Genomic DNA, 24,253 nt, shown 5'->3' on the forward strand with positions numbered 1-24,253 from the left:
GCAGTTAGTGAGCAGGGTGAAGCAAAGCGGGTTTAATTTAACGCCAAAGAAGGTGTTTGACGCGCCTGTGTTATCTCAGTTAGCGGCTGTACTGGCACAGTTACAGCAATTACACGCGGTGCAACCAACCGAGCAGGCCTTTCCATTGCTACCCATTCAGCACCATTTTTTGAACCAGCAACACGGTAATATTAACCATTGGAATCAGCATATTAGCGTGGCATTAAAGCAGCCAATGGAGCCTGCTGTTTTGAGTGCAGCTTTAAGCCAACTGGTTCATCACCACGGAGCATTACGACTGCGCTTTTCCCAAGACCCTCAGGGTCAATGGCAGCAAGTTTATCAAAAGCTTGGAGCCGAAACCTTATTGTGGCAAAGCCAAGCGGCAGATGACACGGCTTATCAAGCGTTAACTTTAGAGTTGCAGCAGAGTTTGGATATCACCCATGGTCGGCTACTTGGGGCGGCACTAGTGTCCATGGCTGATGGCAGTCAACGCCTGTTGATGTGTATTCACCATTTAGCGATAGATGGCGTGTCGTGGCGTATTCTTATTGATGACCTGTGGCGTTTATACCAACAAGGCATCGCCGGTCAAGCGCCGCAATTAGCTCCTACGCCCGTCAGTTATGCTGATGCCAGCCAACAGTTTTCAACGTGGTGGCTGCAACACCAAATAGACCAAAACTTTTGGCAACAGCAAGGCCAGCCACAGCCATTAGATCCAGCTTTTTACCGCGACAGGGAGACGCTTAAAGTGACGTTAAGCGCAGCGCAAACGCAACAGCTGTTGCGTGATACTGTGCCTGCCTTAAGCGTGGAAGTCGACGCATTGCTGCTTTGTTGTTTGCAGCAAAGCGTTGCACCCAAGCAAAACTTGGCGGTGTATTTAGAAAGCCATGGTCGTGACGAGCAAGTGTTCTATGGCCTGGATTTAAGTCGTACTCTGGGTTGGATGACCAGCTTATTCCCAGTGACGTTAGCCGCAGAGTCCAACCCACAAACTCAGCTGCAACAAACGCAGAGCTTGCTGCAACAAGCCAAGTTATATTCAGGCTTAGATTATGGCGGCAGCCAATTCCGTGCTTCGGCTGCTTCAGCAGCCATGGCGTCAGTGACCTTCAATTATTTAGGCCAGTACCACGACAGCGATTTTTCTCATTGGTGTGAACCTATCGCCGGCGAAGGCTTTGATCAAGCGGATAGCAATACCATGTTAACCCCTCTCGTAGTGAATGCTGAAGTGTCTTCGGGTCAGTTACAACTACATTGGGAGTATGCCTCTAGCCATTTTTCAGCGGAGCAAGTAACCGCCATTGCCAAGCGTTATATCACGCAATTAGAACGTTGGAACGGGCAAACATCTCGCGCCCATGGTCAGGCTGACAAAAGAGTATTGCAGCCGTTAAATGATGCTGTAGCGACCAGAACGCCGGTATTTTGTATCCATCCGGTGACTGGGCGGGCGCAAGCTTACCAAGCCTTAGCTCAAGCGCTGGGGGGGAAAAGACAGGTCATAGGTTTACAAAGTCGCAGCTTTATCGAGGCGGGCTGGTTTGATCATAGCTTTGACGAAATGGCGGATTGCTACCTTGCCAGTATTAAGCAGCAGCAAGCCAAAGGGCCTTATACCTTGGTGGGATGGTCCCTTGGCGGGGCATTATGCCAGGAGCTGGTCGCAAGGCTTGAAGCCGTGGGGGATGAGGTAGAATTTGTCGCTTTACTTGATTGTTATGTACCGGGGTTCGAGGTGGCAGAAGATCAGTGGCAATCGTCTGTGGCACAGGATAAGTTACGCCAGCATTTAGGTATTTTATTGCCTGGCACCAGCGAACCTCAGCTTAATCAGTGCTTGTCATTACTCAACCAAAATCCTCCTGCGCAATGGCCCGAAGTTTTTGCTCAGTGGCTCACAGAGCTGAATCTTGATCCACACACCCGAGCCAGCGCGCAAGACATTATGCTGAGCTGGGCGGTTGAGCAGCATTATCGTCAGCTTTGTGACGGCTACCAGTTACCTCGAACAGCGGTTCAATATGTCAGTTTTTGGGCCGGAGAACCAGCAGGGCGGGCTCAAGCTATGCAAAATAAGTTAAGTAAAATCAATACACTAAATCTACAGCTCACGATAGCTACCGACCACTTAGGTATTGTGAGAGCACCACAGGTGATGAGTCATTTAGTCTCCGCGCTGAGCTAAAAATTAAATCAGTAAAAAGTAAATAGTTATTGTTTTAATAATGAATGTAAATATAATTGCGAATAATTATCATAACCGTTAAGTAAAAGGACTTTTGTTGTAATGTTTTCTAACACGCATTTCGTAAGTACGACCTCTCGCCCGCTGTTTGCTAAGGCCCGCATTGCGGTGGCGATTAGCAGTGTTTTGTTTGCTCAGGGCGTTTACGCTGCAGAGGAAGCGGAAGACGTCATGGTAGTTGAAAGCCAAAAAGATGCTGACCCAGTGGGTCCAGGTCTTGGTTATGTGGGTATGCATAGCTTAACAGCGACAAAAACTGATACTGAACTACGCAAAGTACCGCGCGCGGTTTCTGTGGTAACTCGTGAACATATGGACGATCGCGCATCGATCAGTATTGCCGATGCCCTGCAATACACGCCAAGTATTCAATCAAATTATTATGGCGAAGATAACAAGCAAGACTGGTTTGTGATTCGTGGTTTTAAACAAGCTAATGCGGGCCTTTATCAAGACAATACTCGCATTCACTCAGAAGGTTTTTACTCGTACCAGGTAGACCCATTTGGCTTAGAGCGTGTTGAAATATTACGCGGACCTGCATCAGTGCTTTACGGGCAAAACCCTCCGGGTGGTGTGATTAACGTGGTCAGCAAGCGCCCGAACTTCAACGAGTCTATTGGATTTGTTGAAGCCCAGTACGGCACTGACCAGCGTATTCAATTGAGCTTAGACATTGGCAGCCAATTTAATGACAATGCCGCTTGGCGTTTAGTGGCGATGGGTCGCACGAACGAAACCCGTATTGACGGCCTAGAAGCTGAGCGTTACTACGTAGCGCCATCGTTTGCGTTTAAATTTGCAGAGCAAACAGAGCTAACTTTATTAACCAGTTACCAAAGGGATGACTCTGACCCTTATCTGCAATTCTTACCCGCTGAAGGCTCTTTGGTGGATAACGAAAATAACGGCAAAATTTCTGATAGCACAGCAATCGGTAACCCTGGTTTTGAAAAATTTGAGCGCAGCCAGCTAAACCTAGGCTATGAGCTAACTCACGCCTTTAATGAGCAAACCAGCTTCGCCCAGTCTGCGCGCTACAGTAATATTGACATCGACCTAGTGCAAATGTACGCCTTAGGTTATAGCCAAGATATCTTACCCGGTGGCCTTGGCGTGATGTTAGATCCGACCCGAAGCACCATCATGCGCGGCGTTTCAACTGAAGAGGGCGATTCTGACAGCTTTAACATTGATAACCGTTTAGTACATAAGCTCACTACTGGCTCGGTAGACCACGTGGTACTAGCCGGTATTGATTACCAATATGTAAACACTAAAGGTTTAGACTATGCTGGCGGTGACCCAATTGCTGCTGACGCGAATGATATTTTGATGTTGCCTACCGGCGGTATGGTACCAAACCCAACATTTAACCCGTTCAACCCGGAATACACTGACAACGTAATGCTACTTGATGGCTCAACATTCCAGCCTGTCACTGAGGCAGATCGTGTGAGTCGCAGCAGCAAAAAAGATCAACTGGGTTTTTACCTACAAAACCAGATGACGATTCAAGACGCTTGGGTAGTGAACCTTGGCGCCCGTTATGACATTGCTGAAACTAAGATGTCTGCCGCAGGATCTAGCAGTAAAGTTGATGACAAAGAGTGGACGGGCAGCATAGGCACGGCTTACTTGTTTGATAATGGTTTAACGCCTTACGCCAGCTATGCAAATTACTTCCAGCCAATCTTACAGTGGAATAGCAATGGTGAGCCGGCGAAACCTGAAACGGGTGACCAATTTGAGTTAGGTATTAAGTACCAACCAGTGGGTTTTGATGGCCAAGTGAATGCCGCGTACTTTGTGATTAATAAAGAAAACTTAGCCAGCCGCGATGGCCTTGGCAACTTGACGCAAATCGGCGAAATAGAAAACAAAGGTTTTGAATTAGAGTTTGTGGCTAACGTAACGGCTTCGCTTAGCCTAGTGGCTAACGCAACCTTTATGGATCCGAAAATCACCAAGAACCAGAACGAGTCAACGGTTGGTAAGCGTCCGGTGCAAGTCGCAGATACCTTGGCTTCGGCATGGGCTCATTATCGTTTCCTTGGTACTAGCTTAGATGGCCTGGCGATTGGTGGCGGTGCTCGTTACGTAGGTGATACCTACGGTGATAACAATGAAATGATAAAAGTGCCTTCTTACACTTTGTTTGATGCAACGGCCAGCTACGAATTCTCTGACTACAAAGTGCAAGTGGCGGTGAAGAATATTGCTGATAAAGAGTACGTTGCCACTTGCTACGGCAGCTGTTTCTATGGCGACCGTCGTAATGTTATCGCGAGCCTAAGTTATGCTTGGTAATCAAGCATTAGAGACGCTGCCCGTGGGGCAGCCGATCCAACTGCTGTCGCAGAGCGCGCAGCAGTTTCAGCTTGTTTGCGGCGATGTTCCCTTGGCGCAATTACAATCATTAAATGCACAACAAGCTCAGTTATTGAGTTTAAGCGTGTCGGGTGATTTACTGGCGCAGGTGTTTGAAGCCGCGTTTAGGTTGCTCCCTGAGCTGCAATCTGTCGTGACTGAACAGCAAGCTTTTTGCCAACCAAGCGGCTACTGGCAAAAGCAAAGTGAGCAGACTTGGGTATTGTGGCGAGGCGCATTTTTGCAGTGGCCAAAACCTTGGTTAAGCAATGATGTTAGCAGCACTCCACACTTGATGCAGTTGGTGAATGGCCAATATCGGCCAATGCGACCCGCACCGCAAACGGGCGTGTTATACCAAAGATACATTCCTTGGTTAGACGCGCACTTAACGCTGGTAGGTTTATCGATAGAGCAACATTTAGACTGTTTTCATCGCTGGCAAAATAATCAAAGGGTGGCGGCATTCTGGCAAGAGCAAGGCAGTAAAGAGCAGCACCAAGCATATTTACTCAAAGCACTGGCTGACGATAAAAACCAATTACTGATAGTGCAGTTAAATGGTGAGCCCTTTGCTTACGTAGAAGCATACTGGGCAAAAGAAGATCGCATTGCCCCCTATTATGACGCTCAGCCTTATGATCGTGGCATTCACATGCTGGTGGGTGAACAACATCATCGAGGCCCGCATAAAGTGAAGGCTTGGTTGGCCAGCATCTGTCACTACTTATACTTGTCAGACCCTCGCACTCAAAGGATTGTGAGTGAACCCCGAGCCGACAACCAAGTGATGCAAAATTATTTACAGCAGCATGGCTTTGCCAAACTTAATGAATTTATGTTCCCCCATAAAAAAGCCGCACTCATGTGGCAACAAAGAGATGCTTTTTTCCAGCTGTTAGCACTGAGTTAACCGTTGGCATCAAGCCGTTACTTTTCGTAATCCTTATTTAGTAAGCACATCACCAAAGAGGCGTGAAATATGTCCATCAATGTAAAGGAGTATGATGCGATAGGCATTGGATTTGGCCCAGCCAATCTAGCGATAGCCATTGCGTTGCAAGAAATCAGCTCAGAGCGCGATTTTAATTGTTGTTTTCTGGAGCGAAAGCCACAATTTGAATGGCATGGAGGCATGCTATTAGACGGCACGCGGATGCAGATTTCATTTTTAAAAGACTTGGTGACACAGCGCAACCCTCTTAGTCCATTCTCTTTTGTTAATTATCTGCATCAGCACAAGCGATTGAACTCATTTATTAATATGAGTACGTTCCAACCGACGCGGGTTGAGTTTAACGATTACCTGACTTGGGCGGCAGGCCACTTCAGTGAACAGGTTAATTACAGTCAAAACGTGGTGTCGATTGAGCCGATTGAGCAAGACGGCGAAGTGCAGAAAGTGAAAGTGATCACTGAAAACTCAGATGGTCAGCGGGAAGAGCGGATCACCCGAAGTTTAATTATTGGCATGGGTGGCAGCCCCAAACTTCCGGCTCAATTTGAGGGTAAGCTAAGTCGCCAAGTGATTCACTCATCGGCTTATAAATTTTGGCGTGATCAAGCCGCGCCAGCACAAGATGATGCCAGCATCGCGATTATTGGCGCAGGCCAAAGCGCTGCCGAAATATTTGTAGACATGGCGGCTCGCTATGAACCTGGCTCAGTGAATATGATCAACCGAGGTTACGCATTGCACCCAGCGGATGACAGCCCGTTTGTGAATGAAATATTTAACCCTGAGTTCACCGACCAAGTTTATGCGCGTACGCAAGAGCAGCGCCAAGCGCTATTACAGCGCTTTAGCGGCACTAACTATTCCGTGATTGATGTGCCTGAGCTTAACGCTATTTATGAGCGTTTGTATTTACAAAATGTAACCGGCAAAGGTAACCATAACTATTTGGCCAACCATGAAGTGGTCGACGTAGCACAACAAGACGAAAAAGTGAGTTTATTACTGCGTGATAAAGCTAGCCAGCAGCAATCTTGGCAACAGTATGATGCGGTGATTTTGGCCACGGGTTATCAATATCGAGGTTACAGTCAGTTATTGGCACCATTGCAAAGTTACATGGCACAGCAAGAAGTAGAGCGTTGCTATCGAGTGCCGATGCAAGATAACTGTAAAGTTAATATCTTCTTACAAGGTTGTTGTGAAGACACTCATGGCCTCAGTGATACCTTACTGTCTGTCTTAGCGGTTCGTTCCCATGAAGTAGTGAGTTGCTTAACCCAGCAATTTGAGCAAGAAGCGCAAATTGCAGAGTGAAGAAGGGCTCTGTAATTTGCCCAGCTCTAGTGAAAGCTGAAAGATACTTGCTCAAGCTTTGCCCCATGTACGCCAAACGTTTGGTTTGGCGGTAAAGGCATTTTATTTTTCACCTTAGCCTTGATGAGTTTGAACAAGGATCATTAATTAGAGGCAGTGCTTAAGCATTGCCCTCTAAGCTAAGCGACTGCCAACTCGTAAGCCCTAGCTGTTTTTTCCTTACGTAGTAAAACACAGACATAGCCAAAGCAAACACCAATCCTGCAATCAATGATGAAGTTACCACCTCTTGTATTGCTTGGCCCGATAACAGTCCGTAAACCAAAGCAAATAATGGGGTAAAGTAGAGGAAGCAAATTGAGAAGCTAGAAACGAAAGAGCGGTAATACGGCGGCGCGACGCGGATGCCAAGCTTACGTAGTAAACGAAAGGTTAACGGGTTAGCGTTTGACTGAAAAATACCTTTTTCTAGCGTTTCTGCATGGGCCAGTTCGACTTTACTGTCATAGTTCATTGCTGTTCCTCACCTAGTATTTGATAAAATGTTCAGCTAAATTTAATGCTCAAATGCACTTTTTTCAAACAGTTTTGGCTAAAACTTTGTGCGGTAAGTTAGCTATCTTTACACAAAGACTGAGTGCAGTTTGATTTTTACGACACAAGGTAATAACAAGCGATGACTTGTCATTGTGCATCAGAAGTAAGCTTGATTAAGACTCGCTACTTGCATCATCAAAACGCAAGATTATTGCTTTAAAAGAGTAAATCACTATCAAGGTTAGGTACAACGGAGGCTTTAGATGCAGCTTGCGCAATTGAACATAGCGAAAGCCAAATACGCGTTAGAATCGCTCGAAATAAGAGATTTTGTAGATAATTTGGAGCCTATCAATCGTTTAGCTGAGTCGAGTGAAGGGTTTGTATGGCGTTTAAAAGATGACTCTGGCGATGCCACAGATATACAGGCTTTCTCCGATCCTAATATCATCGTAAATATGTCTGTTTGGGACTCCCCGGATGCGTTAAGAACCTTCATGTTTAAAACTCATCATAGAGATTTTATGCGCCGTAAAAAAGAGTGGTTTGAGCCTATTTCTGACCACAGTTATGTGCTGTGGTGGCAGCCAATCGGACATATTCCAACCATTGAACAAGCTATCGAAAAACTTGAGTTGCTTCGACGCTTTGGTGAAACTCCTAGTGCATTTACCTTTAAAAGCTTGTTCAGCGCAACAGAGTATTTGCAGAGTAAAACTTAGTACCTACAAGACCTGTGGGTTGATTAATTTACTATCGAACTGAGCCAACAAGTGATTGCGCGCTGGTTCAGTTTTTAGACTACCTTGTATCATTTTAGGAAAGTACATGAATGTTTTGCAAGAGCTGCAAGCTCTTAATTATTTAGCTGTGCTGGTTGCGACTCTGGCCAGTTATTTACTTGGTTTTTTCTGGTATCACTGGGGCGTTTTTGGGCGGTGTTGGGCAAACTCTCTAAGCTTGACCAAAGAAGAGGCAGATAATACTCAAGGTCTTGGTTGGGCTTTTTTTATATCCCTTACTTCTGGGGCGGTCAAAGCGTTATGGGTTGCTTTTCTTTTATCACTAGCGGGCATCTCTGGCGTGCTCAGTGGGGCTTTGTTTGCAGCAACTCTGGCGGTCGCCTTTACCGCCACCTCTATCGGTTATTACAATGGTTTCGCCCGTTTGCCGTCAAGATTCACATGCATCAATGGGGCTCACAGTGTGGCTGAACTTGCCCTAATAGGTGCTGTGATTGGTCTATTTTCTTAGCGTAATTAACCTTGCAAGGCAATGAGTGGTACTTTGCTTAGGTTGATTTTATTTAAGCTGATGTTGTTTAAGTAGCCTTTGCGCTTTATTAGCAAAAAGCCTAGAAATGAAAGGATGGTCACAACAGCTAAAAATAGTGTTGTAAGTACCTGGCGCAAAGAAGTGGCAATAAAGTCGTCAGCAGCCTAGCGGCACGCTTGCTTCTCGCAAGCGATGAAATCCGGGAGGAGCGTCAAACTTTCAGTCGTTAACCTAAAAAGGTTTCCGCCGCTTGTTCTACCTTTTTAATTTCATCCATTAACTCAAATAGCTCTGGCTCTAAGTCATCTATGTCGATGCCTTTCTTCAGTTCGGTTTCGACTAACGCCGCCAGCTTTTGCAGTTGCGGTACGCCACTATAGCTACAGCCGCCGTGGAACTTATGGATCACCGCGTCTAAGCCTTGGTTATCTATCTCTTGCTTCATAGCTTTATCGATGGCGCTTTCTACTTCGCTAAAGCTGTCGACCAACATGGTCAGCATTTCTTTGGCAAGGTCGGGCTTACCCGCACTTTGTCTGAGAGCTAATTCCCAGTCGAGGTGCATTTCCCCTTGCTGTTCGTGACTGTCTGTGGCCCATTTCTCAATGATTTGGATCAGCATCTTTTCATCAATCGGCTTAGACAAATAATCGTCCATGCCTTGGTCAATCAGTTTCTCTCGCTCACCAGCAATCGCGTGCGCGGTAACCGCGATGATAGGCGTGGTTTGGTTGGTATCGCCTTTACGTATCATCTGGCACGCGCTGATGCCATCGAGTATCGGCATTTGAATGTCCATAAAGATGATGTCGAAGGTTTGCTCGTTCGATTTATCGACGGCTTCACGGCCGTTTGTTGCGGTTGTCACTTCTGCGACTAAATCGTCCAACATTGCGGAAATCAGCTTCAAGTTGGCTGGGTTATCATCCACGGCCATGACTTTTAGGCGAGACTGTTTATCGTCTGGCGTGATCTTAATGACAGGAGACGGCTCAATGTCGACTTGAATATCCGTCAGCGCAGCGGCGAATTTACGCTGGTTCACCGGCTTGGTTAATACTTTGGTGGCGCCGCGAGCCAGAATATCGGCTTTGGTTTCAGGGCTGGCAGTGTTTAAGTATACAACCACACTGTCACAATACTCCTTGGCTTCGGTGACTCGTTTGAGCAGTGGCCCTATATGAGTATTGTCGCTATGGCCAATAATGATGTTTTGGTAGCGATCAGACAATAAGTCATGCCAGCGCTCGGTAGTTTGTGCCAAGAATACTTGCATTTTCCACTGTTGTAACTGCTGCGAGAAAGAGCGAGCAGAGAATTCATCAGCTTCAAAGACCAGCACAGGTTGGGATTTCAAACTGCTGATCGGCAACGGATCAGACATTGGCATTGGCGATGCGTCAAGGGCTATGGTAAACCAGAAAGTAGAGCCATGGTTCAATGATGAAACCAGCTCAATTTCACCGCCCATTTGCTGCACCAGCTTTTGGGTGATAACCAGACCAAGGCCCGTACCACCATAACGACGGGTAATACTGGTGTCGGCTTGGCCAAAGGCTTCAAACAGCTGAGCTTGTTGTTTCTCGGAAATACCAATACCGGTATCCGATACCATGGTTTTGAGGATAAGCTTACCGTCTTGCTCGCCCATCATGCTCATTTGAATTTCCACGTTACCCATTTCGGTAAACTTAATGGCGTTACCAATAAGGTTGGTAAGCACTTGCTGGAAACGCAGCGGGTCACCCACGGCGCCAGAAGGCACGTCGTGGTCTACCATCAATGAAATTTCTAGGTCTTTGTCGTGGGCGCTTGGCGCCAATAGGGTAATCACTTCGTCCACTGTATCACGCAGCGCAAATGGGATATTTTCTAATACCAGCTTACCGGCTTCCAGTTTCGAAAAGTCGAGAATATCGTTGATGATATTAAGCAGATTGTTAGCTGATTTTTCGATAGTTTGCAGGTAATCAGTTTGGCTCGGACTGAGTGAGGTTTTCAATAACTGGCGAGCAAAGCCAATCACACCATTAAGCGGTGTTCTTAACTCGTGAGACATATTCGCCAGAAATTCAGACTTGACCCGCGCCGCTTCTTGAGCGCGTTTTTTCGCCATGTCTAATTCTACGTTTTGAATTTCGATTTGCTCTAAGGTTTCACGCAAGTCAGAGGTGGCTTGGTCAATGCTTTGCTGCATTTCTTCATGGTATTCACTCATTGACTTTGCCATTGAGTTAATACCGTTTTTGAGCATGCCTAGCTCGCCAGTGAAGCTGCCATGCACCCGGGTATCCAGGCGACCTTCACGGATTTTATCGACCGCTTTCACCATGCTGGTAATCGGCTCGGTAACATTTTTTACTTGGCGAAATGAGAAAATAATACTAATGACGATGCCCAGCAATACGATAAATATCGCCGAGCTAGTGTCTCTAAATTGCAGCAGTAAGGCTCTGTCAGTGCTCACTAACATGGCAACGTAACCCAACTTATTGCTTTGCTCTTCAAGTGGCAATGGCAGCGGGTAGTCGCTTAAATTGTCTTCCCCTATGATGGGTGTACGCACCACGATGTAGTTGTCGAACACTTCGACTTCAGTCGCTTCGGGAATGGGTTTGTCTTTTTGTAACTTTAACCGGCCGATATTGCGGTCATAGTTACTGTTCATAAACATGGTGTTATCAGCTTTATATATGGCGATGGTGACGATCGAGGGGCTGTGTTTTCGATGAGTTACGCCAATGAGGTTACGCAGATAACGACGATTTTTTTGTTGCATACCAATTTCAGCAGCGATCGCCAGCGGATCGGCAATACTGCGGGCTTGCTCAATAACCAAATCTTCTAATTGTTGGTAACGGTTAAAAGTAAAATAAGCCGCTAACAAGGTACCTATTACGATAGTGGGTATAATCGTTAAGGCAATTACCCTAGCTTTAAGGCCGTGCTTGGTCATATCTAATTGGTATTAAAGGCATCTAAATTAAAGGTCATGTTAACATGATGTGCTTACGGGTCATAGCCTTAGGCCAAGGGGGAAATGACGAGTTTGGCTTATTGATCACAAGCCGGTTTTAGATTTTGTCGCTATATGTGACAATACGCCATTATTTTTAGACCGGATCCGAGATGGCGCAGTTTTTTAAACCCAGTAAACGCAGTTCTTCTTCATTGCCTCCTTTTCTTGAATTGGCCATCGAAAAACTGGATCACCAAGGACGAGGCATCGCCAAGTATCAAGGGCGTACCGTGTTTGTCACTGGTGCGCTGCCAACAGAGCGCGTCAAGGCCAAGGTAACCGGTCAAAAACAGCAACTAATATTTGCGCAAACTCAACAAGTTGTGACCGCTTCAGAATTGCGAGTAACGCCTTTTTGTCAGCATTATCAAGTGTGTGGTGGCTGCGATTTACAGCACTTGCAGTCACAAGCCCAAGTGGAACACAAACAGCACAGCTTATTAGGCTTAGTGGCCAAGTTTACCTCCCTAAAGCAACTTAAGTTAGCGCCCACTATTGCGGCACACGACCAAGGTTATCGCCGGTCTGCACGCTTTGGTATTCAATACAATAAAAAGCGCAATCAAGTGGCATTGAGTTTTCGCAGTAAAAGCAGTAACGACTTATTTGAGCAACATGCTTGTCCAGTATTACAACCGCAAATGGCTGCGCTGATAACGCCTTGGCGGGATTGTTTAAACCAGTTGAAAGGCAAAGCGGCGCTTGGGCATTTGGCTATGTATTTGAGTGAACAAGGGGTGGTGGCTGTATTGCGTCATACAAAACCTTTGTCTGCGGCGGACCGTAAACGACTCACTGAATTTGCCACGCAGCATCAATTGCAGCTATTACTGCAATCGCAACCAGAGCAGTTTGAAACCTTAGTGGGCGAAGGCGCCATCAGTTATAACTTGCCTGAATTTGACCTGGAGTTAGATTTTAAGCCTGGCCATTTTATTCAAGTAAACCCTGAGGTTAATCGTAAGATGATAGCGCAAGCTATCGACTGGTTGGCCGTTAACAGCAAGGATAGCGTGCTAGACTTATTCGCTGGTTTGGGTAACTTTAGTTTGCCGCTGGCGAAAACAGCCGCCAAAGTAGTGGGAGTGGAAGGTGTTCCTGCTATGGTTACCCAAGCGCAGCATAATGCTGCGAAAATGGGCAGGGAAAATACCGCGTTTTATCACGCCGATTTAAGCCAAGACTTTAGCCAAGCGCAATGGGCGCGGCAAACGTTTAACAAGGCATTACTTGATCCTGCTAGAGAGGGGGCATTATTAGCTTGTGAACATTTATGCAAACTTAAATGTGAGCGTATTGTCTATGTTTCGTGCCATCCTGCTACGATGGCTCGCGACACTAAAGTATTATTAGACCATGGTTACAAAATGACGCGTTTGGGCTTGATTGATATGTTCCCCCATACTGCACATATGGAATCTATGGCGCTGTTTGAGTTGAGTTAAACAGTCAGCCCTTACGACAATAATTACAAAGACTGCAACAAACATTGAGCCTCACGAAAGAAGGCTTGTTAGAGGTTTATTCATGGTTTCGATTCGTGACACCCATTTTCTCGATAAACAAGAACGTGACCCTAAGGTGTGGGTGACCACGTTAGGGCTAACAGACGTTGAGCAGCAAAAGCTGGTGAAATTGTACAGTGAGCTGGCCGATTTATGCCAACAACACCAAACCCCAGACTTACTTGAAGTGGGCGTTGAAATGGTGGAAATCTTGATCACCATGAACATGGATCTCAATACTTTAAAAGCGGCGCTGATTTTTCCATTTTGCGATACCGGTATTAAAGAGCAAGCGTGGGTTGAACAAGAGTTTGACGGCAGTATCGCGAAGCTGGTTCAAGGCGTGGTAGACATGGAAGCTATTCGTACTTTGCAAAGTAAAGGCGATAGCAACAATGAGCTGCAAGTTGATAACCTGAGACGCATGCTATTGGCGATGGTGGAAGACGTGCGAGCCGTGGTGATTAAACTGGCTGAGCGCATTTGCTTTTTACGCTTGATTAAAAACGCTGACGAAGAAACCCGTGTATTAACCGCACGGGAAATAGCCGATATTTACGCGCCCTTAGCAAACCGTTTAGGCATAGGGCAGCTAAAGTGGGAACTGGAAGACTTGTCTTTTCGTTACCTGCATCCAGACATTTACAAGAAAATTGCCAAGCAACTCGATGAAAAGCGCATCGATCGTGAAGGCTACATCAGCGAGTTTGTCGGCACCTTGTCTGATGGCATGAAACAAAATGAGATTCGTGCGGAAGTCTACGGTCGACCCAAGCACATTTATAGCATCTGGAAAAAGATGCAGAAGAAGTCGCTGAGCTTTGACGAACTGTTTGACGTGCGCGCGGTGCGCATCATTGCCGACCGCTTACAAGATTGTTATGCCGCCCTTGGCGTGGTGCATACTTTGTATCAGCATATTCCGTCTGAGTTTGATGATTATGTGGCTAACCCTAAACCCAATGGCTATCAATCGATCCATACCGTGGTATTAGGGCCAAATGGCCGCGCGGTAGAAATTCAAATTCGCACTAAGCAAATGCACGAAGACGCTGAGTTAGGGGTTGCCGCACACTGGAAATACAAAGAAGGCGAGTCAGCAGGACGCGCTGGGGGTTATGAAGAGCGCATTGCTTGGTTAAGAAAACTGTTAGCTTGGCAAGATGACATGACCGAGTCTGGCAGTTTAGTGGATGAAATTCGTAGCCAAGTATTTGATGAAAGAGTATATGTCTTTACCCCCAAAGGTGAAGTGGTTGATTTACCGGCTGGCTCAACACCATTGGATTTTGCTTACTATATTCATAGTCAGGTTGGCCATCGCTGCATCGGCAGTAAGGTCGGCGGTAAAATTGTACCGTTTACCCACCAATTGCAAACCGGTGATCAAGTTGAAATTATCACCCAGAAAGAGCCTAACCCAAGCCGAGATTGGCTCAATGCTAACTTAGGCTATGTTAATTCATCTCGTGCACGCTCTAAAATTGCTACCTTTTTCCGTCACCAAGACAAAGGTAAGAACATTCAAGCGGGCAAAGATTTATTAGAGCCTGAGCTGAACAAGTTAGGCCTCAAGCTGGTGGACGCCACTCCAGCGGTGAAAAAGCATAACCTCACGTCACTGGATGAGCTGCTCGCAGGCATAGGTAACGGCGACATTCGGTTAAATCACTTATTGAATTTCATCGACGCCCATTATCATCAGCCGAGCGACGAAGAAGCCGATCGTAAAGCGCTGGAGCAAGTTGCCAAGCGCAAAGCCGCCAGTATTAATAAAAAGAGCAAGGCAAATGACCACGTCGTGATAGAAGGGGTGGGTAACCTGATGACGACAATGGCTAGGTGTTGTCAACCCGTACCAGGTGATGACATTTGTGGTTACATCACCCAAGGTCGCGGTATTTCGATACATCGCCAGAGCTGTGAGCAACTACATGATTTGCAAGACGCGCACCCAGAGCGCATTGTTGAGGCGCACTGGGGCTCGCAAAAATCACAGGGTTATTCACTCACCGTGCGTGTCACCTCTTTAGACCGTAGTGGTTTATTGAAAGACATCACTACGGTGCTTGCCAACGAGAAAGTCAATGTGCTTGGTGTGAAGAGTCATTCAGATCCGCGCAGTCAAACGGCCATCATCGACATGGAATTAGAAGTCACCAATATCGCTGACCTTGGCAAAGTACTGAGCAAGGTAGGCGGAATTAAAGGCGTATCAGAAGCAAACCGAGTATAAAGATGAAATCAAACACAGACACCATGGCGCGTTTATTGGAAATTATGGCGCAACTGCGAGATCCAGAAACGGGTTGCCCTTGGGATATCAAACAGACCTTTGCTTCGATTGTGCCCCACACTTTAGAAGAAGCTTATGAAGTGGCTGATGCCATTGAGCGTAATGATTACGGCGAGTTAAAAGGAGAATTAGGCGACTTGTTATTTCAGGTTGTGTTTTATGCCCAATTAGCGCAGGAACAAAAGCTGTTCGACTTTAAAGACATTGTGGATACCGTGTCTGAAAAACTGGTTCGCCGTCACCCACACGTGTTTGCCGACGCTGACTTAAATGATGAAGCCGCCGTGATGCAAAATTGGGAAGCTGAAAAAGCCAAAGAGCGCGCTGCGAAAGGTGACGTAGCGGTGACAGAAAGCAGTGTTCTGGACAATGTGCCTACCACGCTACCGGCGCTCACTCGCGCCAATAAAATTCAAAAGCGCTGCGCCACGGTAGGCTTTGACTGGGAAACCTTAGAGCCAGTGGTTGATAAAATTAAAGAAGAAATAGACGAAGTACTGGATGAAGTGCACCAAGTAACCGTGGATCAAGACCGAGTTGAAGACGAAGTAGGTGATTTACTTTTTGCTACGGTAAACCTTTGTCGCCATTTAAAGAAGGATCCTGAGCAAGCTTTGCGTCGTGCCAACTTGAAGTTTGAGCGACGCTTTCGCCAAGTTGAGCAACACTTTAGTAATCAAAACAAAGATATGAGTGATTGCTCATTAGACGAAATGGAGCAGGTCTGGCAGCAAGTGAAAGAAAGTTACAAAAATTGATTTAAAACAAGGAGAAAAAATCTTGTAAAGTTACACTATCTTGCATTGTGGGGGTCGGGTGGTTTTGCTATAATTTTTTCCCGTCTTGAACGTCTCTAAATCATCGTACAACTCCTAACATCTCAGGAACAGCATGACTACAAAGTATATATTCGTAACAGGTGGGGTGGTGTCATCCTTAGGTAAAGGTATTGCGGCAGCCTCACTGGCGGCGATCCTTGAAGCTCGTGGATTGAAAGTCACCATTATGAAGTTGGACCCGTACATTAACGTGGATCCAGGTACGATGAGCCCTATCCAGCACGGCGAAGTATTCGTCACGGATGATGGCGCAGAGACCGACCTTGATTTAGGTCACTACGAGCGTTTTATCCGCACCAAAATGACCAAGCGAAACAATTTCACTACGGGTCGTGTTTATTCTGATGTACTTGCAAAAGAGCGTCGCGGTGATTACCTCGGTGCGACCATTCAGGTTATTCCACACATTACCAACGGCATTAAAGAGCGTGTTATTGCGGGTGGTGAAGGTGTAGACGTTGCCATTGTTGAAATTGGCGGCACCGTGGGTGACATTGAGTCACAACCTTTCTTAGAGGCGATTCGCCAGCTTGGCACTGAAGTGGGCCGAGACAACGCTATGTTTATGCACTTAACCCTAGTGCCATTTTTGGGCGCGGCAGGTGAAGTGAAAACTAAACCTACACAGCACTCGGTTAAAGAACTGCGTAGTATCGGTATTCAACCTGATATTCTGGTGTGTCGTAGCGATCGCGCGATTCCGGCGAATGAACGCGCCAAGATTTCTTTGTTCTGTAACGTCGAAGAAAAAGCGGTTATCTCTCTGAAAGACGTAGATAGCATCTACAAGATCCCTGCGCTATTAAAATCTCAAGGCTTAGACGAGTACTGTGTTCGTCGCTTTGGCTTAACATGCCCTGAAGCTGATTTGTCTGAGTGGGAACGCGTGATCTATGAAGAAGCCAATACCACAACCGAATTAACGATTGCCATGGTGGGTAAATACGTTGAATTACCAGACGCATACAAGTCGGTAAATGAAGCGTTGAAACACGGTGGCTTGAAAAACCAAGCAAGCGTCACCATTAAGTACATAGATTCGCAAGACATAGAAGCCAAAGGCACAGATATCCTGAAAGGTGTTGATGCTATTTTGGTTCCTGGCGGTTTTGGCGAACGTGGCGTGGAAGGTAAAATTTTAACGGCGCAATACGCCCGTGAGAATAACGTACCTTACTTAGGTATTTGTTTAGGCATGCAAGTAGCATTGATTGAATATGCTCGTAATGTTGCCGAAATGGAAGCCGCTCATTCTACTGAATTCAATGCAAATACGCCAAACCCTGTAGTGGGTTTGATTACTGAATGGATTGACGAAAGTGGCAATGTGGAAACGCGCAGTGAAACCTCTGATTTAGGTGGCACAATGCGAGTGGGCGCTCAGCTGTGTCATTTAGCTGAAGGTTCAAAAGTACGTGAAATGTATGGCAGCGCAACGATTCAAGAGCGCCACCGTCATCGCTACGAAGTGAACAACAATCTGCTGCCGCAAATTGAAAAGGCTGGATTAAAAGTAACTGGTCTATCAGCAGATAAGAAATTAGTCGAAATTGTAGAAAACCCACAACATCCTTGGTTTGTAGCGGCTCAGTTCCACCCAGAGTTTACGTCTACGCCTCGTGATGGGCATCCGCTGTTTGAAGGCTTTATTAAAGCGGCTAGAGAATATCAGAACAAAGAACTAAACTAGTTCCTGATTGATCAATTTAGTGGGATTTGTTAAAAAAATCTGTTTTTAAAAGTTGTAAAATTACATACATAGAGGAAATCTTAATGTCTAAGATCGTTAAAGTACTAGGCCGTGAAATCATGGATTCACGTGGTAACCCAACTGTTGAAGCTGAAGTACATCTTGAAGATGGCTCATTCGGCATGGCTGCTGCTCCATCTGGTGCTTCTACTGGTTCTCGTGAAGCCCTTGAGCTTCGTGACGGCGACAAAGCACGTTACCTAGGTAAAGGTGTACTTAAAGCTGTTGATGCTGTTAACGGCCCAATTGCTGAAGCACTAGCGGGTAAAGATGCACTAGCACAAGCTGAGCTTGATCAAATCATGATCGACTTAGACGGTACTGACAACAAAGCTAAGTTCGGCGCAAACGCTATCCTAGCGGTTTCTCTAGCAGCAGCTAAAGCAGCAGCAGCTTCTAAGAAAGTTCCTCTATACGCGCACATCGCTGACCTAAACGGTACTTCAGGCGTTTACTCTATGCCTCTACCTATGATGAACATCATCAACGGTGGTGAGCACGCTGATAACTCTGTAGACATCCAAGAATTCATGATCCAGCCTGTTGGCGCTGCTAACTTCCGTGAAGGTCTACGCATGGGTGCTGAAGTATTCCACAGCCTTGCGAAAGTACTTAAAGCGGGTGGCCACTCAACTGCTGTTGGTGATGAAGGTGGTTTTGCTCCTAACCTTGAGTCTAACGAAGCTGCTCTTGCTGCAATCAAAGAAGCGGTTGCTGGCGCAGGTTACGAGCTAGGTAAAGACATCACGCTAGCGATGGACTGTGCTGCATCTGAGTTCTACGACAAAGAAGCAAACATCTACGACCTTAAAGGTGAAGGTAAGAAATTCACTTCTGAAGAATTCAACCACTTCCTTAAAGATCTTACTGAGCAATACCCAATTGTTTCTATCGAAGACGGTCTTGACGAGTCTGATTGGGACGGTTTCGCGCACCAAACTCAACTACTAGGTGACAAAATCCAGCTTGTTGGTGACGATCTATTCGTAACTAACACTAAGATCCTTAAGCGTGGTATCGACAACGGTATCGCTAACTCTATCCTAATCAAGTTCAACCAAATTGGTTCTCTAACTGAAACGTTAGCAGCAATCAAAATGGCGAAAGATGCTGGCTTCACTGCTGTTATCTCTCACCGTAGTGGCGAAACTGAAGATGCAACTATCGCTGATCTAGCGGTAGGTACAGCTGCAGGTCAAATCAAAACTGGCTCTCTAAGCCGTTCTGACCGTGTTGCTAAGTACAACCAGCTTCTACGTATCGAAGAAGCGCTAGGCGCGAAAGCTCCTTACAACGGTCTAAAAGAAGTTAAAGGTCAGTAATATTAGGCAGTACTTTTTAGTACGCTAATAGTGATGGGTGCAGTTAATGCACCTCTTCAATCTGAATTGAAAGTCCTCGCAATTGCGGGGATTTTTTTTGCCTGTGAAAAGCCAAAGCAGTGTGATATTACCAGGCAAAAACCGGCCTGATGGTATGCAATTTAAGACCACAGAAGGTGGATTCGAGCGCGAGGCTGTTAGATAACGTGTTAACTTGACCAGGCGTAATGCCAGCATCAAGGCCGCTGCTTGCTTGGTGCAAATTGCAGCAAAGCTGTGCACTAAGGTGTAATTTATTATTCTAGTGGCTGATTTAAAGCGGTTTATATGGGAAACTGTGCTTCCTTTTAGCCATAATAAGTACTGGGATGATTCTTCATTAGGGCGATATGCGAATATTCAATTTACTACTCTTTCTGCTACTGCTTCTGGTGCAATATCACTTATGGCTGGGGAAAAATGGCCTTGGAGATTACGCCGACTTAGCCAAAGAGGTGGCGCTACAAGAAGAAGCGAATCTTGCGCTGAAAGATCGTAACGAGCGCATGTTTGCTGACATCGCAGATCTAAAGCAAGGGGTTGAATCGGTCGAAGAGCGTGCCCGTAATGAGTTAGGCCTTATCAAAGAGGGTGAAACCTTCTTTCGTATTATTCCAAAACAAACAAAGTCTTATGAGTAAACCAAGTTTTTCTGCTGTGGTTCCCGCAGCAGGCATTGGCAGCAGAATGCAATCTGCTTTGCCAAAGCAGTATTTATCTCTTAATGGTAAGGCCGTGATTGAACACAGCTTAAAACCGTTATTGGATCATGACGACATCACTCACGTTGTCGTTGTATTAAGTAAAGATGACACCTACTTTTCTCAGCTTGCTGTGGCCTGTCATCCCAAAATAGTGCTCGCTACGGGTGGAAAGGAGCGAGTGCACTCTGTTTTAGCCGGTTTAACTCAAGTAAACACTGAGTGGGTATTGGTTCATGACGCCGCGAGACCTTGCTTAACCCGAGATGATATTGACGCTTTATTGCAACACGCGAAACATATTGGCACCGGTGCCATTTTAGCAACGTTAGTGCGAGATACCATGAAGCGGGGTAACGACAATGGCACGATAGCTGCGACTGTGTGTCGTGAAAATCTATGGCATGCGTTGACACCGCAAATGTTTTTACGCCAGCAATTACAGCAAGCGATAACACAAGCATTGCAACAAGGTGTATCGGTCACAGATGAGGCCTCAGCAATGGAAGCCAGTGGTTACCAGCCCCAGTTGATCGATGGTCGCAGCGATAACATCAAAGTGACGCGACCAGAAGACATGTTATTGGCTGAGTTATACCTCTCTCAGCAACAAAATTAAACAAGGAAAACACGATGCGTATTGGTCATGGTTATGACGTGCATAAATTTGGCGGAGATGGCCCAGTGATTATTGGTGGTGTGGCGGTGCCATACGAGCAAGGTTTACTGGCTCACTCTGACGGTGACGTTGCCCTACATGCAATTACAGACGCCATTCTTGGGGCATTAGCTTTAGGCGATATTGGTCGCCATTTCCCAGATAATGACGCCAGCTTTAAAGGTATCGATAGCCGTATTTTGTTGCGTAAAGCATTTGAGCTGGTTACAGCAAAAGGCTATCAGCTAGGTAATTTGGACGTCACTATTATTGCACAAACCCCCAAAATGGCGCCGCATATCGAAGATATGAGAGCGCTGATTGCTACTGACTTGGCGGCAGAGATAGACCAAGTTAACGTAAAAGCCACTACAACAGAAAAGCTGGGTTTTGCCGGGCGTAAAGAAGGCATTGCCACCCATGCGGTCGTGTTATTGGTGAAAGGCGATGCTTAACTTTCAATTTTTACATGGCGAGCCTGATATTAGCGCCAGATTTAAAGCCGAAATAGAAGACTTTGCGGTAACGGAGCGCCTTGGCTTTGATATTGCGGGTGAGGGCGAACACGTATTTATTCGGGTACAAAAACGCGATGAAAACACCCAATACCTTGCTCGCCAGATAGCTAAAGTGGCTGGTTTACCTGCTAAAGCAGTGACATATGCGGGACTAAAAGATAAACGTGGTGTGACCGAACAGACTTTCTCGGTACATATCCCAGGCCTAGTCACTCCTGACTTCTCTGAGCTGAATAATGAACAAGTTACTATTTTAGAAATAAAGCGACACAACAAGAAGTTAAAAACGGGGGCTCTTGCCGGTAATAGTTTTGTGATCCGCTTGCGTGATGTGTCTGATATTGCCGCGCTGGAATCACGTCTGGCTATAGTGAAAGCGCACGGCGTGCCGAATTATTTTGGTGAGCAGCGCTTTGGCTTTCAAGGTGGCAATATTGAAGCCGCAAAAGCTATGTTTGCTGGCAAGAAGATAAAAGACAGGTTTAAAAAAAGCATGTATCTATCTGCAGCGCGCAGCTATTTATTTAACTTAGTGGTGTCAGCTCGGATCAAAGATGGCATTGCGGAGCAAGTGATTGCCGGTGATTGCTGTGGTCTGGTCGGAAGTCGTTCATATTTTACCACTGAAGCACTCGATGACACTTTACCGCCAAGACTTGCGGCAAAGAATATTCAGCTTACCGCGCCGCTCTGGGGGAAAGGTGAATTGGCATCGAACCTAGACGCTTTAGCTTTTGAACAAGGTGCGCTAGAAGGCCAAACAGAATTACAGCAAGGCTTAGAGGCAAATGGTTTAAGGCAAGAGCGGCGGGCGATGTTGATTCAGCCACAAGAATTTAATTATCGCTTTGAAGGTTCTGACGCTATACTTGAATTTTATTTAGAATCAGGCTGTTATGCGACAAGCGTGGTGAGAGAGCTGGTAAGGTTACAGGATTAACATGAAGATATTAGTCAGTAATGACGACGGTGTTCATGCGCCGGGAATCGCTTGTTTAGCAAACACCCTCGCTGAAATTGCCGATGTCGTTACCTGCGCGCCAGAGCAAAATCATAGCGGCGCTAGCAATTCATTAACGCTATTATCGCCTTTACGTATCAGGCTAAACGGCAATGGCTTTTACAGTATTAATGGCACGCCGACCGATTGCGTCCACTTGGCTATCAATGAGCTATACCCCGCAGGGGAGCCAGATCTGGTAATAGCCGGAATAAATGAAGGTGCCAATTTAGGTGATGATGTTATTTACTCTGGCACGGTGGCTGCTGCGACAGAAGGGCGCTTTTTAGGTTTACCCGCCATCGCGGTATCTTTAGTGGGAGATACCCATTATGACAGTGCGGCTTATTATACCAAGCAAGTCTTGGCTAAATTACAGCAATTGACACTCTCTCATACGCAAGTGTTGAATGTGAATGTACCGGATCTGCCTCTGTCGCAAATAAAAGGTATTAAGTTAACACGCCTTGGCAGTCGCCACCGAGCGGAAGCTATGGTGAAAGGTCAAGACCCTAGAGGTAAAGACATATATTGGATTGGTCCACCAGGCGCGACTCAGGATAATGGTGACGGCACCGATTTTTGCGCCATTGAGCAAGGGTATGTTTCAGTGACCCCTCTAAATATCGACTTAACGCATCATCAAGAGTTACAGCAATTAGAACAACAGTGGGGTGATGAGTTGTGTTAGAGATTACTGCACCGGGTATGCAGTTAGCCAATGCATTAAGAGGCATGGGCATTATGAACAATGCCGTGTTAGAGGCCATAGCCAAAACGCCACGGCAATGGTTTGTGGATGAAGCATTTTCTCACCAGGCTTGGGAAAATACGGCTTTACCTATAGGTCAAGGGCAGACGATTTCTCAGCCATATACGGTTGCTAGGATGACGGAGCTATTAATGGCAAGCCAACCTAAACATGTGTTGGAGATAGGCACTGGCTCAGGTTATCAGACCGCCATCTTGGCGCAATTAGTGGATTCAGTCTGCACCGTTGAGCGAATTAAAAGCCTAAAATTTCAAGCGCGTCGCAAACTCAATCGCCTAGATTGCCATAACGTGCAATGTAAACACGGTGACGGCTGGTTAGGTTGGCAAACCAAAGCGCCCTTTGATGCCATTATCGTCACCGCCGCGGCTGCGCATTTACCAGATGCATTATTACAGCAGCTTAAGCCGAATGGTCAGTTAGTGATTCCACTGGGTGAAGACGAACAAGTGCTTAAGGTGATTACGCGTAAACAAGATAAATTTATCAGTGAGCAAGTCGAGGCAGTGAAGTTTGTGCCCCTTATTAATGGAGAGCTTGCTTGAATGAGCTAAACAGCTTCTACCGCCGTTCACTAAAATGGTCGCAGCATAAGCATGCTCGGGCTTGTTTGTACGGTATGAGTTTTGCTGAATCGATTTTTTGGCCGATTCCTGTGGATCTTATGTTTGCTCCTTTGGCATTATCTCGACCTGACCGAGCTTTGATACTGGCGTTTTGGACTACCTTTTTTTCGGTTGTTGGGGCTTTAGTCGGTTATGGTTTAGGGCACTTGTTGTTCGAACCTGTGGTAGCGCCAATGGTTGAACTCTTAGGCTACCAAGAGCAAATGGCTTTCGCTGCGCAATGGTTTCAGCGCTGGGGTTTTTGGATGATCTTCATCGCCGGCTTTAGCCCTTTGCCATTTAAAGTGTTTACAATCAGCGCAGGATTGTTTGGTATAGCCATCGTGCCTTTCATTATTATGGCTTTGTTAGGTCGATCGCTGCGTTTTTATGTTTTAGCAGGTTTAATTAAATGGGGCGGTAAAGACTTAAAGCGCCACCTTGTTAAAAATGCCTTGCCTTATACCTGGCTGATGTTGTTTATTGCGATTGCTTGTATCTTGTTATTAGGGTGA

At 46.2% G+C, this 24,253-nt stretch carries 20 protein-coding genes; 18 read left to right on the forward strand and 2 right to left on the reverse strand.

What is annotated here, in order from left to right; translation table 11 throughout:
* The 4 genes from D1Z90_RS17740 to D1Z90_RS17755 form a co-directional block, all read left to right on the forward strand.
* Window positions 1-2,200: condensation domain-containing protein (locus D1Z90_RS17740; RefSeq protein ID WP_198419263.1), on the forward strand; the 2,200-nt coding region annotated here is incomplete at its 5' end.
* Between the two features lie 102 nt (window positions 2,201-2,302).
* The gene (locus D1Z90_RS17745; protein WP_119912137.1) at window positions 2,303-4,570 is read left to right on the forward strand and encodes a TonB-dependent siderophore receptor; all 2,268 of its coding nucleotides are present in this window, start codon (window positions 2,303-2,305) and stop codon (window positions 4,568-4,570) included.
* Window positions 4,560-5,543, forward strand: coding sequence for a GNAT family N-acetyltransferase (locus D1Z90_RS17750; RefSeq protein WP_119912138.1), 984 nt, complete (start codon window positions 4,560-4,562; stop codon window positions 5,541-5,543). The genes D1Z90_RS17745 and D1Z90_RS17750 overlap by 11 nt, the downstream gene beginning before the upstream one ends.
* Before the next feature lie 69 nt (window positions 5,544-5,612).
* Window positions 5,613-6,902 (forward strand): lysine N(6)-hydroxylase/L-ornithine N(5)-oxygenase family protein, encoded by a 1,290-nt coding sequence (locus D1Z90_RS17755; RefSeq protein ID WP_119912139.1) that lies wholly within the window; start codon window positions 5,613-5,615, stop codon window positions 6,900-6,902.
* A gap of 160 nt (window positions 6,903-7,062) precedes the next feature.
* On the opposite strand, the gene D1Z90_RS17760 is transcribed toward D1Z90_RS17755, so the two are convergent.
* Complete coding sequence (locus tag D1Z90_RS17760; RefSeq protein ID WP_119912140.1) at window positions 7,063-7,416, reverse strand: DUF6404 family protein; 354 nt, start codon at window positions 7,414-7,416, stop codon at window positions 7,063-7,065.
* Between the two features lie 286 nt (window positions 7,417-7,702).
* Between D1Z90_RS17760 and D1Z90_RS17765 the strand changes: the two genes are divergently transcribed.
* The gene (locus D1Z90_RS17765) at window positions 7,703-8,161 is read left to right on the forward strand and encodes a DUF3291 domain-containing protein (protein ID WP_119912141.1); all 459 of its coding nucleotides are present in this window, start codon (window positions 7,703-7,705) and stop codon (window positions 8,159-8,161) included.
* A gap of 106 nt (window positions 8,162-8,267) precedes the next feature.
* Complete coding sequence (locus tag D1Z90_RS17770) at window positions 8,268-8,693, forward strand: DUF1761 domain-containing protein (protein ID WP_119912142.1); 426 nt, start codon at window positions 8,268-8,270, stop codon at window positions 8,691-8,693.
* 247 nt (window positions 8,694-8,940) lie between these two features.
* Here D1Z90_RS17770 and barA read toward each other — a convergent pair whose 3' ends face one another.
* Window positions 8,941-11,670: a two-component sensor histidine kinase BarA gene (gene barA / locus D1Z90_RS17775; protein WP_119912143.1), complete on the reverse strand. Its 2,730-nt coding sequence runs from the start codon at window positions 11,668-11,670 to the stop codon at window positions 8,941-8,943.
* A gap of 173 nt (window positions 11,671-11,843) precedes the next feature.
* Between barA and rlmD the strand changes: the two genes are divergently transcribed.
* The 12 genes from rlmD (at window position 11,844) to D1Z90_RS17835 (ending at window position 24,253) form a co-directional block, all read left to right on the forward strand.
* Window positions 11,844-13,178: a 23S rRNA (uracil(1939)-C(5))-methyltransferase RlmD gene (rlmD, locus tag D1Z90_RS17780; RefSeq protein ID WP_119912144.1), complete on the forward strand. Its 1,335-nt coding sequence runs from the start codon at window positions 11,844-11,846 to the stop codon at window positions 13,176-13,178.
* 82 nt (window positions 13,179-13,260) lie between these two features.
* Window positions 13,261-15,474: a GTP diphosphokinase gene (relA, locus tag D1Z90_RS17785; RefSeq protein WP_119912145.1), complete on the forward strand. Its 2,214-nt coding sequence runs from the start codon at window positions 13,261-13,263 to the stop codon at window positions 15,472-15,474.
* Window positions 15,475-15,476: 2 nt separating this feature from the next.
* Window positions 15,477-16,292 (forward strand): nucleoside triphosphate pyrophosphohydrolase, encoded by an 816-nt coding sequence (mazG, locus tag D1Z90_RS17790; protein ID WP_119912146.1) that lies wholly within the window; start codon window positions 15,477-15,479, stop codon window positions 16,290-16,292.
* A gap of 133 nt (window positions 16,293-16,425) precedes the next feature.
* Entirely contained in the window at window positions 16,426-18,063 is a 1,638-nt protein-coding gene (gene pyrG / locus D1Z90_RS17795; protein ID WP_119912147.1) for a CTP synthase, read from the forward strand.
* Window positions 18,064-18,146: 83 nt separating this feature from the next.
* Window positions 18,147-19,445 (forward strand): phosphopyruvate hydratase, encoded by a 1,299-nt coding sequence (gene eno / locus D1Z90_RS17800; RefSeq protein ID WP_119912148.1) that lies wholly within the window; start codon window positions 18,147-18,149, stop codon window positions 19,443-19,445.
* Between the two features lie 389 nt (window positions 19,446-19,834).
* Window positions 19,835-20,125, forward strand: coding sequence for a cell division protein FtsB (gene ftsB, locus D1Z90_RS17805; RefSeq protein ID WP_119912149.1), 291 nt, complete (start codon window positions 19,835-19,837; stop codon window positions 20,123-20,125).
* A complete protein-coding gene (gene ispD, locus D1Z90_RS17810) occupies window positions 20,118-20,804 on the forward strand; it encodes a 2-C-methyl-D-erythritol 4-phosphate cytidylyltransferase (RefSeq protein WP_119912150.1) in 687 nt (228 codons plus the stop codon). Before ftsB ends, ispD begins: the two co-directional genes overlap by 8 nt.
* A gap of 14 nt (window positions 20,805-20,818) precedes the next feature.
* Complete coding sequence (gene ispF / locus D1Z90_RS17815) at window positions 20,819-21,298, forward strand: 2-C-methyl-D-erythritol 2,4-cyclodiphosphate synthase (protein ID WP_119912151.1); 480 nt, start codon at window positions 20,819-20,821, stop codon at window positions 21,296-21,298.
* On the forward strand, window positions 21,291-22,301 hold the full coding sequence (gene truD, locus D1Z90_RS17820; RefSeq protein WP_119912152.1) for a tRNA pseudouridine(13) synthase TruD: 1,011 nt from the start codon (window positions 21,291-21,293) through the stop codon (window positions 22,299-22,301). Before ispF ends, truD begins: the two co-directional genes overlap by 8 nt.
* A gap of 1 nt (window position 22,302) precedes the next feature.
* Window positions 22,303-23,052 carry a 5'/3'-nucleotidase SurE gene (gene surE / locus D1Z90_RS17825; protein ID WP_119912153.1) on the forward strand — a complete coding sequence of 250 codons (750 nt, stop codon included), beginning with the start codon at window positions 22,303-22,305 and terminating at the stop codon, window positions 23,050-23,052.
* Window positions 23,053-23,069: 17 nt separating this feature from the next.
* Window positions 23,070-23,678: a protein-L-isoaspartate(D-aspartate) O-methyltransferase gene (locus tag D1Z90_RS17830; RefSeq protein WP_119912163.1), complete on the forward strand. Its 609-nt coding sequence runs from the start codon at window positions 23,070-23,072 to the stop codon at window positions 23,676-23,678.
* Window positions 23,675-24,253, forward strand: coding sequence for a YqaA family protein (locus D1Z90_RS17835; protein WP_119912154.1), 579 nt, complete (start codon window positions 23,675-23,677; stop codon window positions 24,251-24,253). The genes D1Z90_RS17830 and D1Z90_RS17835 overlap by 4 nt, the downstream gene beginning before the upstream one ends.

It is taken from the genome of Motilimonas pumila, assembly GCF_003596335.1.
GTDB classification, from domain to species: domain Bacteria; phylum Pseudomonadota; class Gammaproteobacteria; order Enterobacterales; family CBDFNC01; genus Motilimonas; species Motilimonas pumila.

Coding starts and splice junctions, on each gene's coding strand:
- D1Z90_RS17755 (WP_119912139.1), top strand. CDS start 5,613: ATGTCCATCAATGTAAAGGAGTATGATGCGATAGGCATTGGATTTGGC.
- relA (WP_119912145.1), top strand. CDS start 13,261: ATGGTTTCGATTCGTGACACCCATTTTCTCGATAAACAAGAACGTGAC.
- eno (WP_119912148.1), top strand. CDS start 18,147: ATGTCTAAGATCGTTAAAGTACTAGGCCGTGAAATCATGGATTCACGT.
- D1Z90_RS17760 (WP_119912140.1), bottom strand. CDS start 7,416: ATGAACTATGACAGTAAAGTCGAACTGGCCCATGCAGAAACGCTAGAA.
- ispF (WP_119912151.1), top strand. CDS start 20,819: ATGCGTATTGGTCATGGTTATGACGTGCATAAATTTGGCGGAGATGGC.
- D1Z90_RS17745 (WP_119912137.1), top strand. CDS start 2,303: ATGTTTTCTAACACGCATTTCGTAAGTACGACCTCTCGCCCGCTGTTT.
- D1Z90_RS17770 (WP_119912142.1), top strand. CDS start 8,268: ATGAATGTTTTGCAAGAGCTGCAAGCTCTTAATTATTTAGCTGTGCTG.
- ispD (WP_119912150.1), top strand. CDS start 20,118: ATGAGTAAACCAAGTTTTTCTGCTGTGGTTCCCGCAGCAGGCATTGGC.
- barA (WP_119912143.1), bottom strand. CDS start 11,670: ATGACCAAGCACGGCCTTAAAGCTAGGGTAATTGCCTTAACGATTATA.
- D1Z90_RS17830 (WP_119912163.1), top strand. CDS start 23,070: ATGCAGTTAGCCAATGCATTAAGAGGCATGGGCATTATGAACAATGCC.
- D1Z90_RS17750 (WP_119912138.1), top strand. CDS start 4,560: ATGCTTGGTAATCAAGCATTAGAGACGCTGCCCGTGGGGCAGCCGATC.
- truD (WP_119912152.1), top strand. CDS start 21,291: ATGCTTAACTTTCAATTTTTACATGGCGAGCCTGATATTAGCGCCAGA.
- D1Z90_RS17765 (WP_119912141.1), top strand. CDS start 7,703: ATGCAGCTTGCGCAATTGAACATAGCGAAAGCCAAATACGCGTTAGAA.
- pyrG (WP_119912147.1), top strand. CDS start 16,426: ATGACTACAAAGTATATATTCGTAACAGGTGGGGTGGTGTCATCCTTA.
- surE (WP_119912153.1), top strand. CDS start 22,303: ATGAAGATATTAGTCAGTAATGACGACGGTGTTCATGCGCCGGGAATC.
- rlmD (WP_119912144.1), top strand. CDS start 11,844: ATGGCGCAGTTTTTTAAACCCAGTAAACGCAGTTCTTCTTCATTGCCT.
- mazG (WP_119912146.1), top strand. CDS start 15,477: ATGAAATCAAACACAGACACCATGGCGCGTTTATTGGAAATTATGGCG.
- ftsB (WP_119912149.1), top strand. CDS start 19,835: ATGCGAATATTCAATTTACTACTCTTTCTGCTACTGCTTCTGGTGCAA.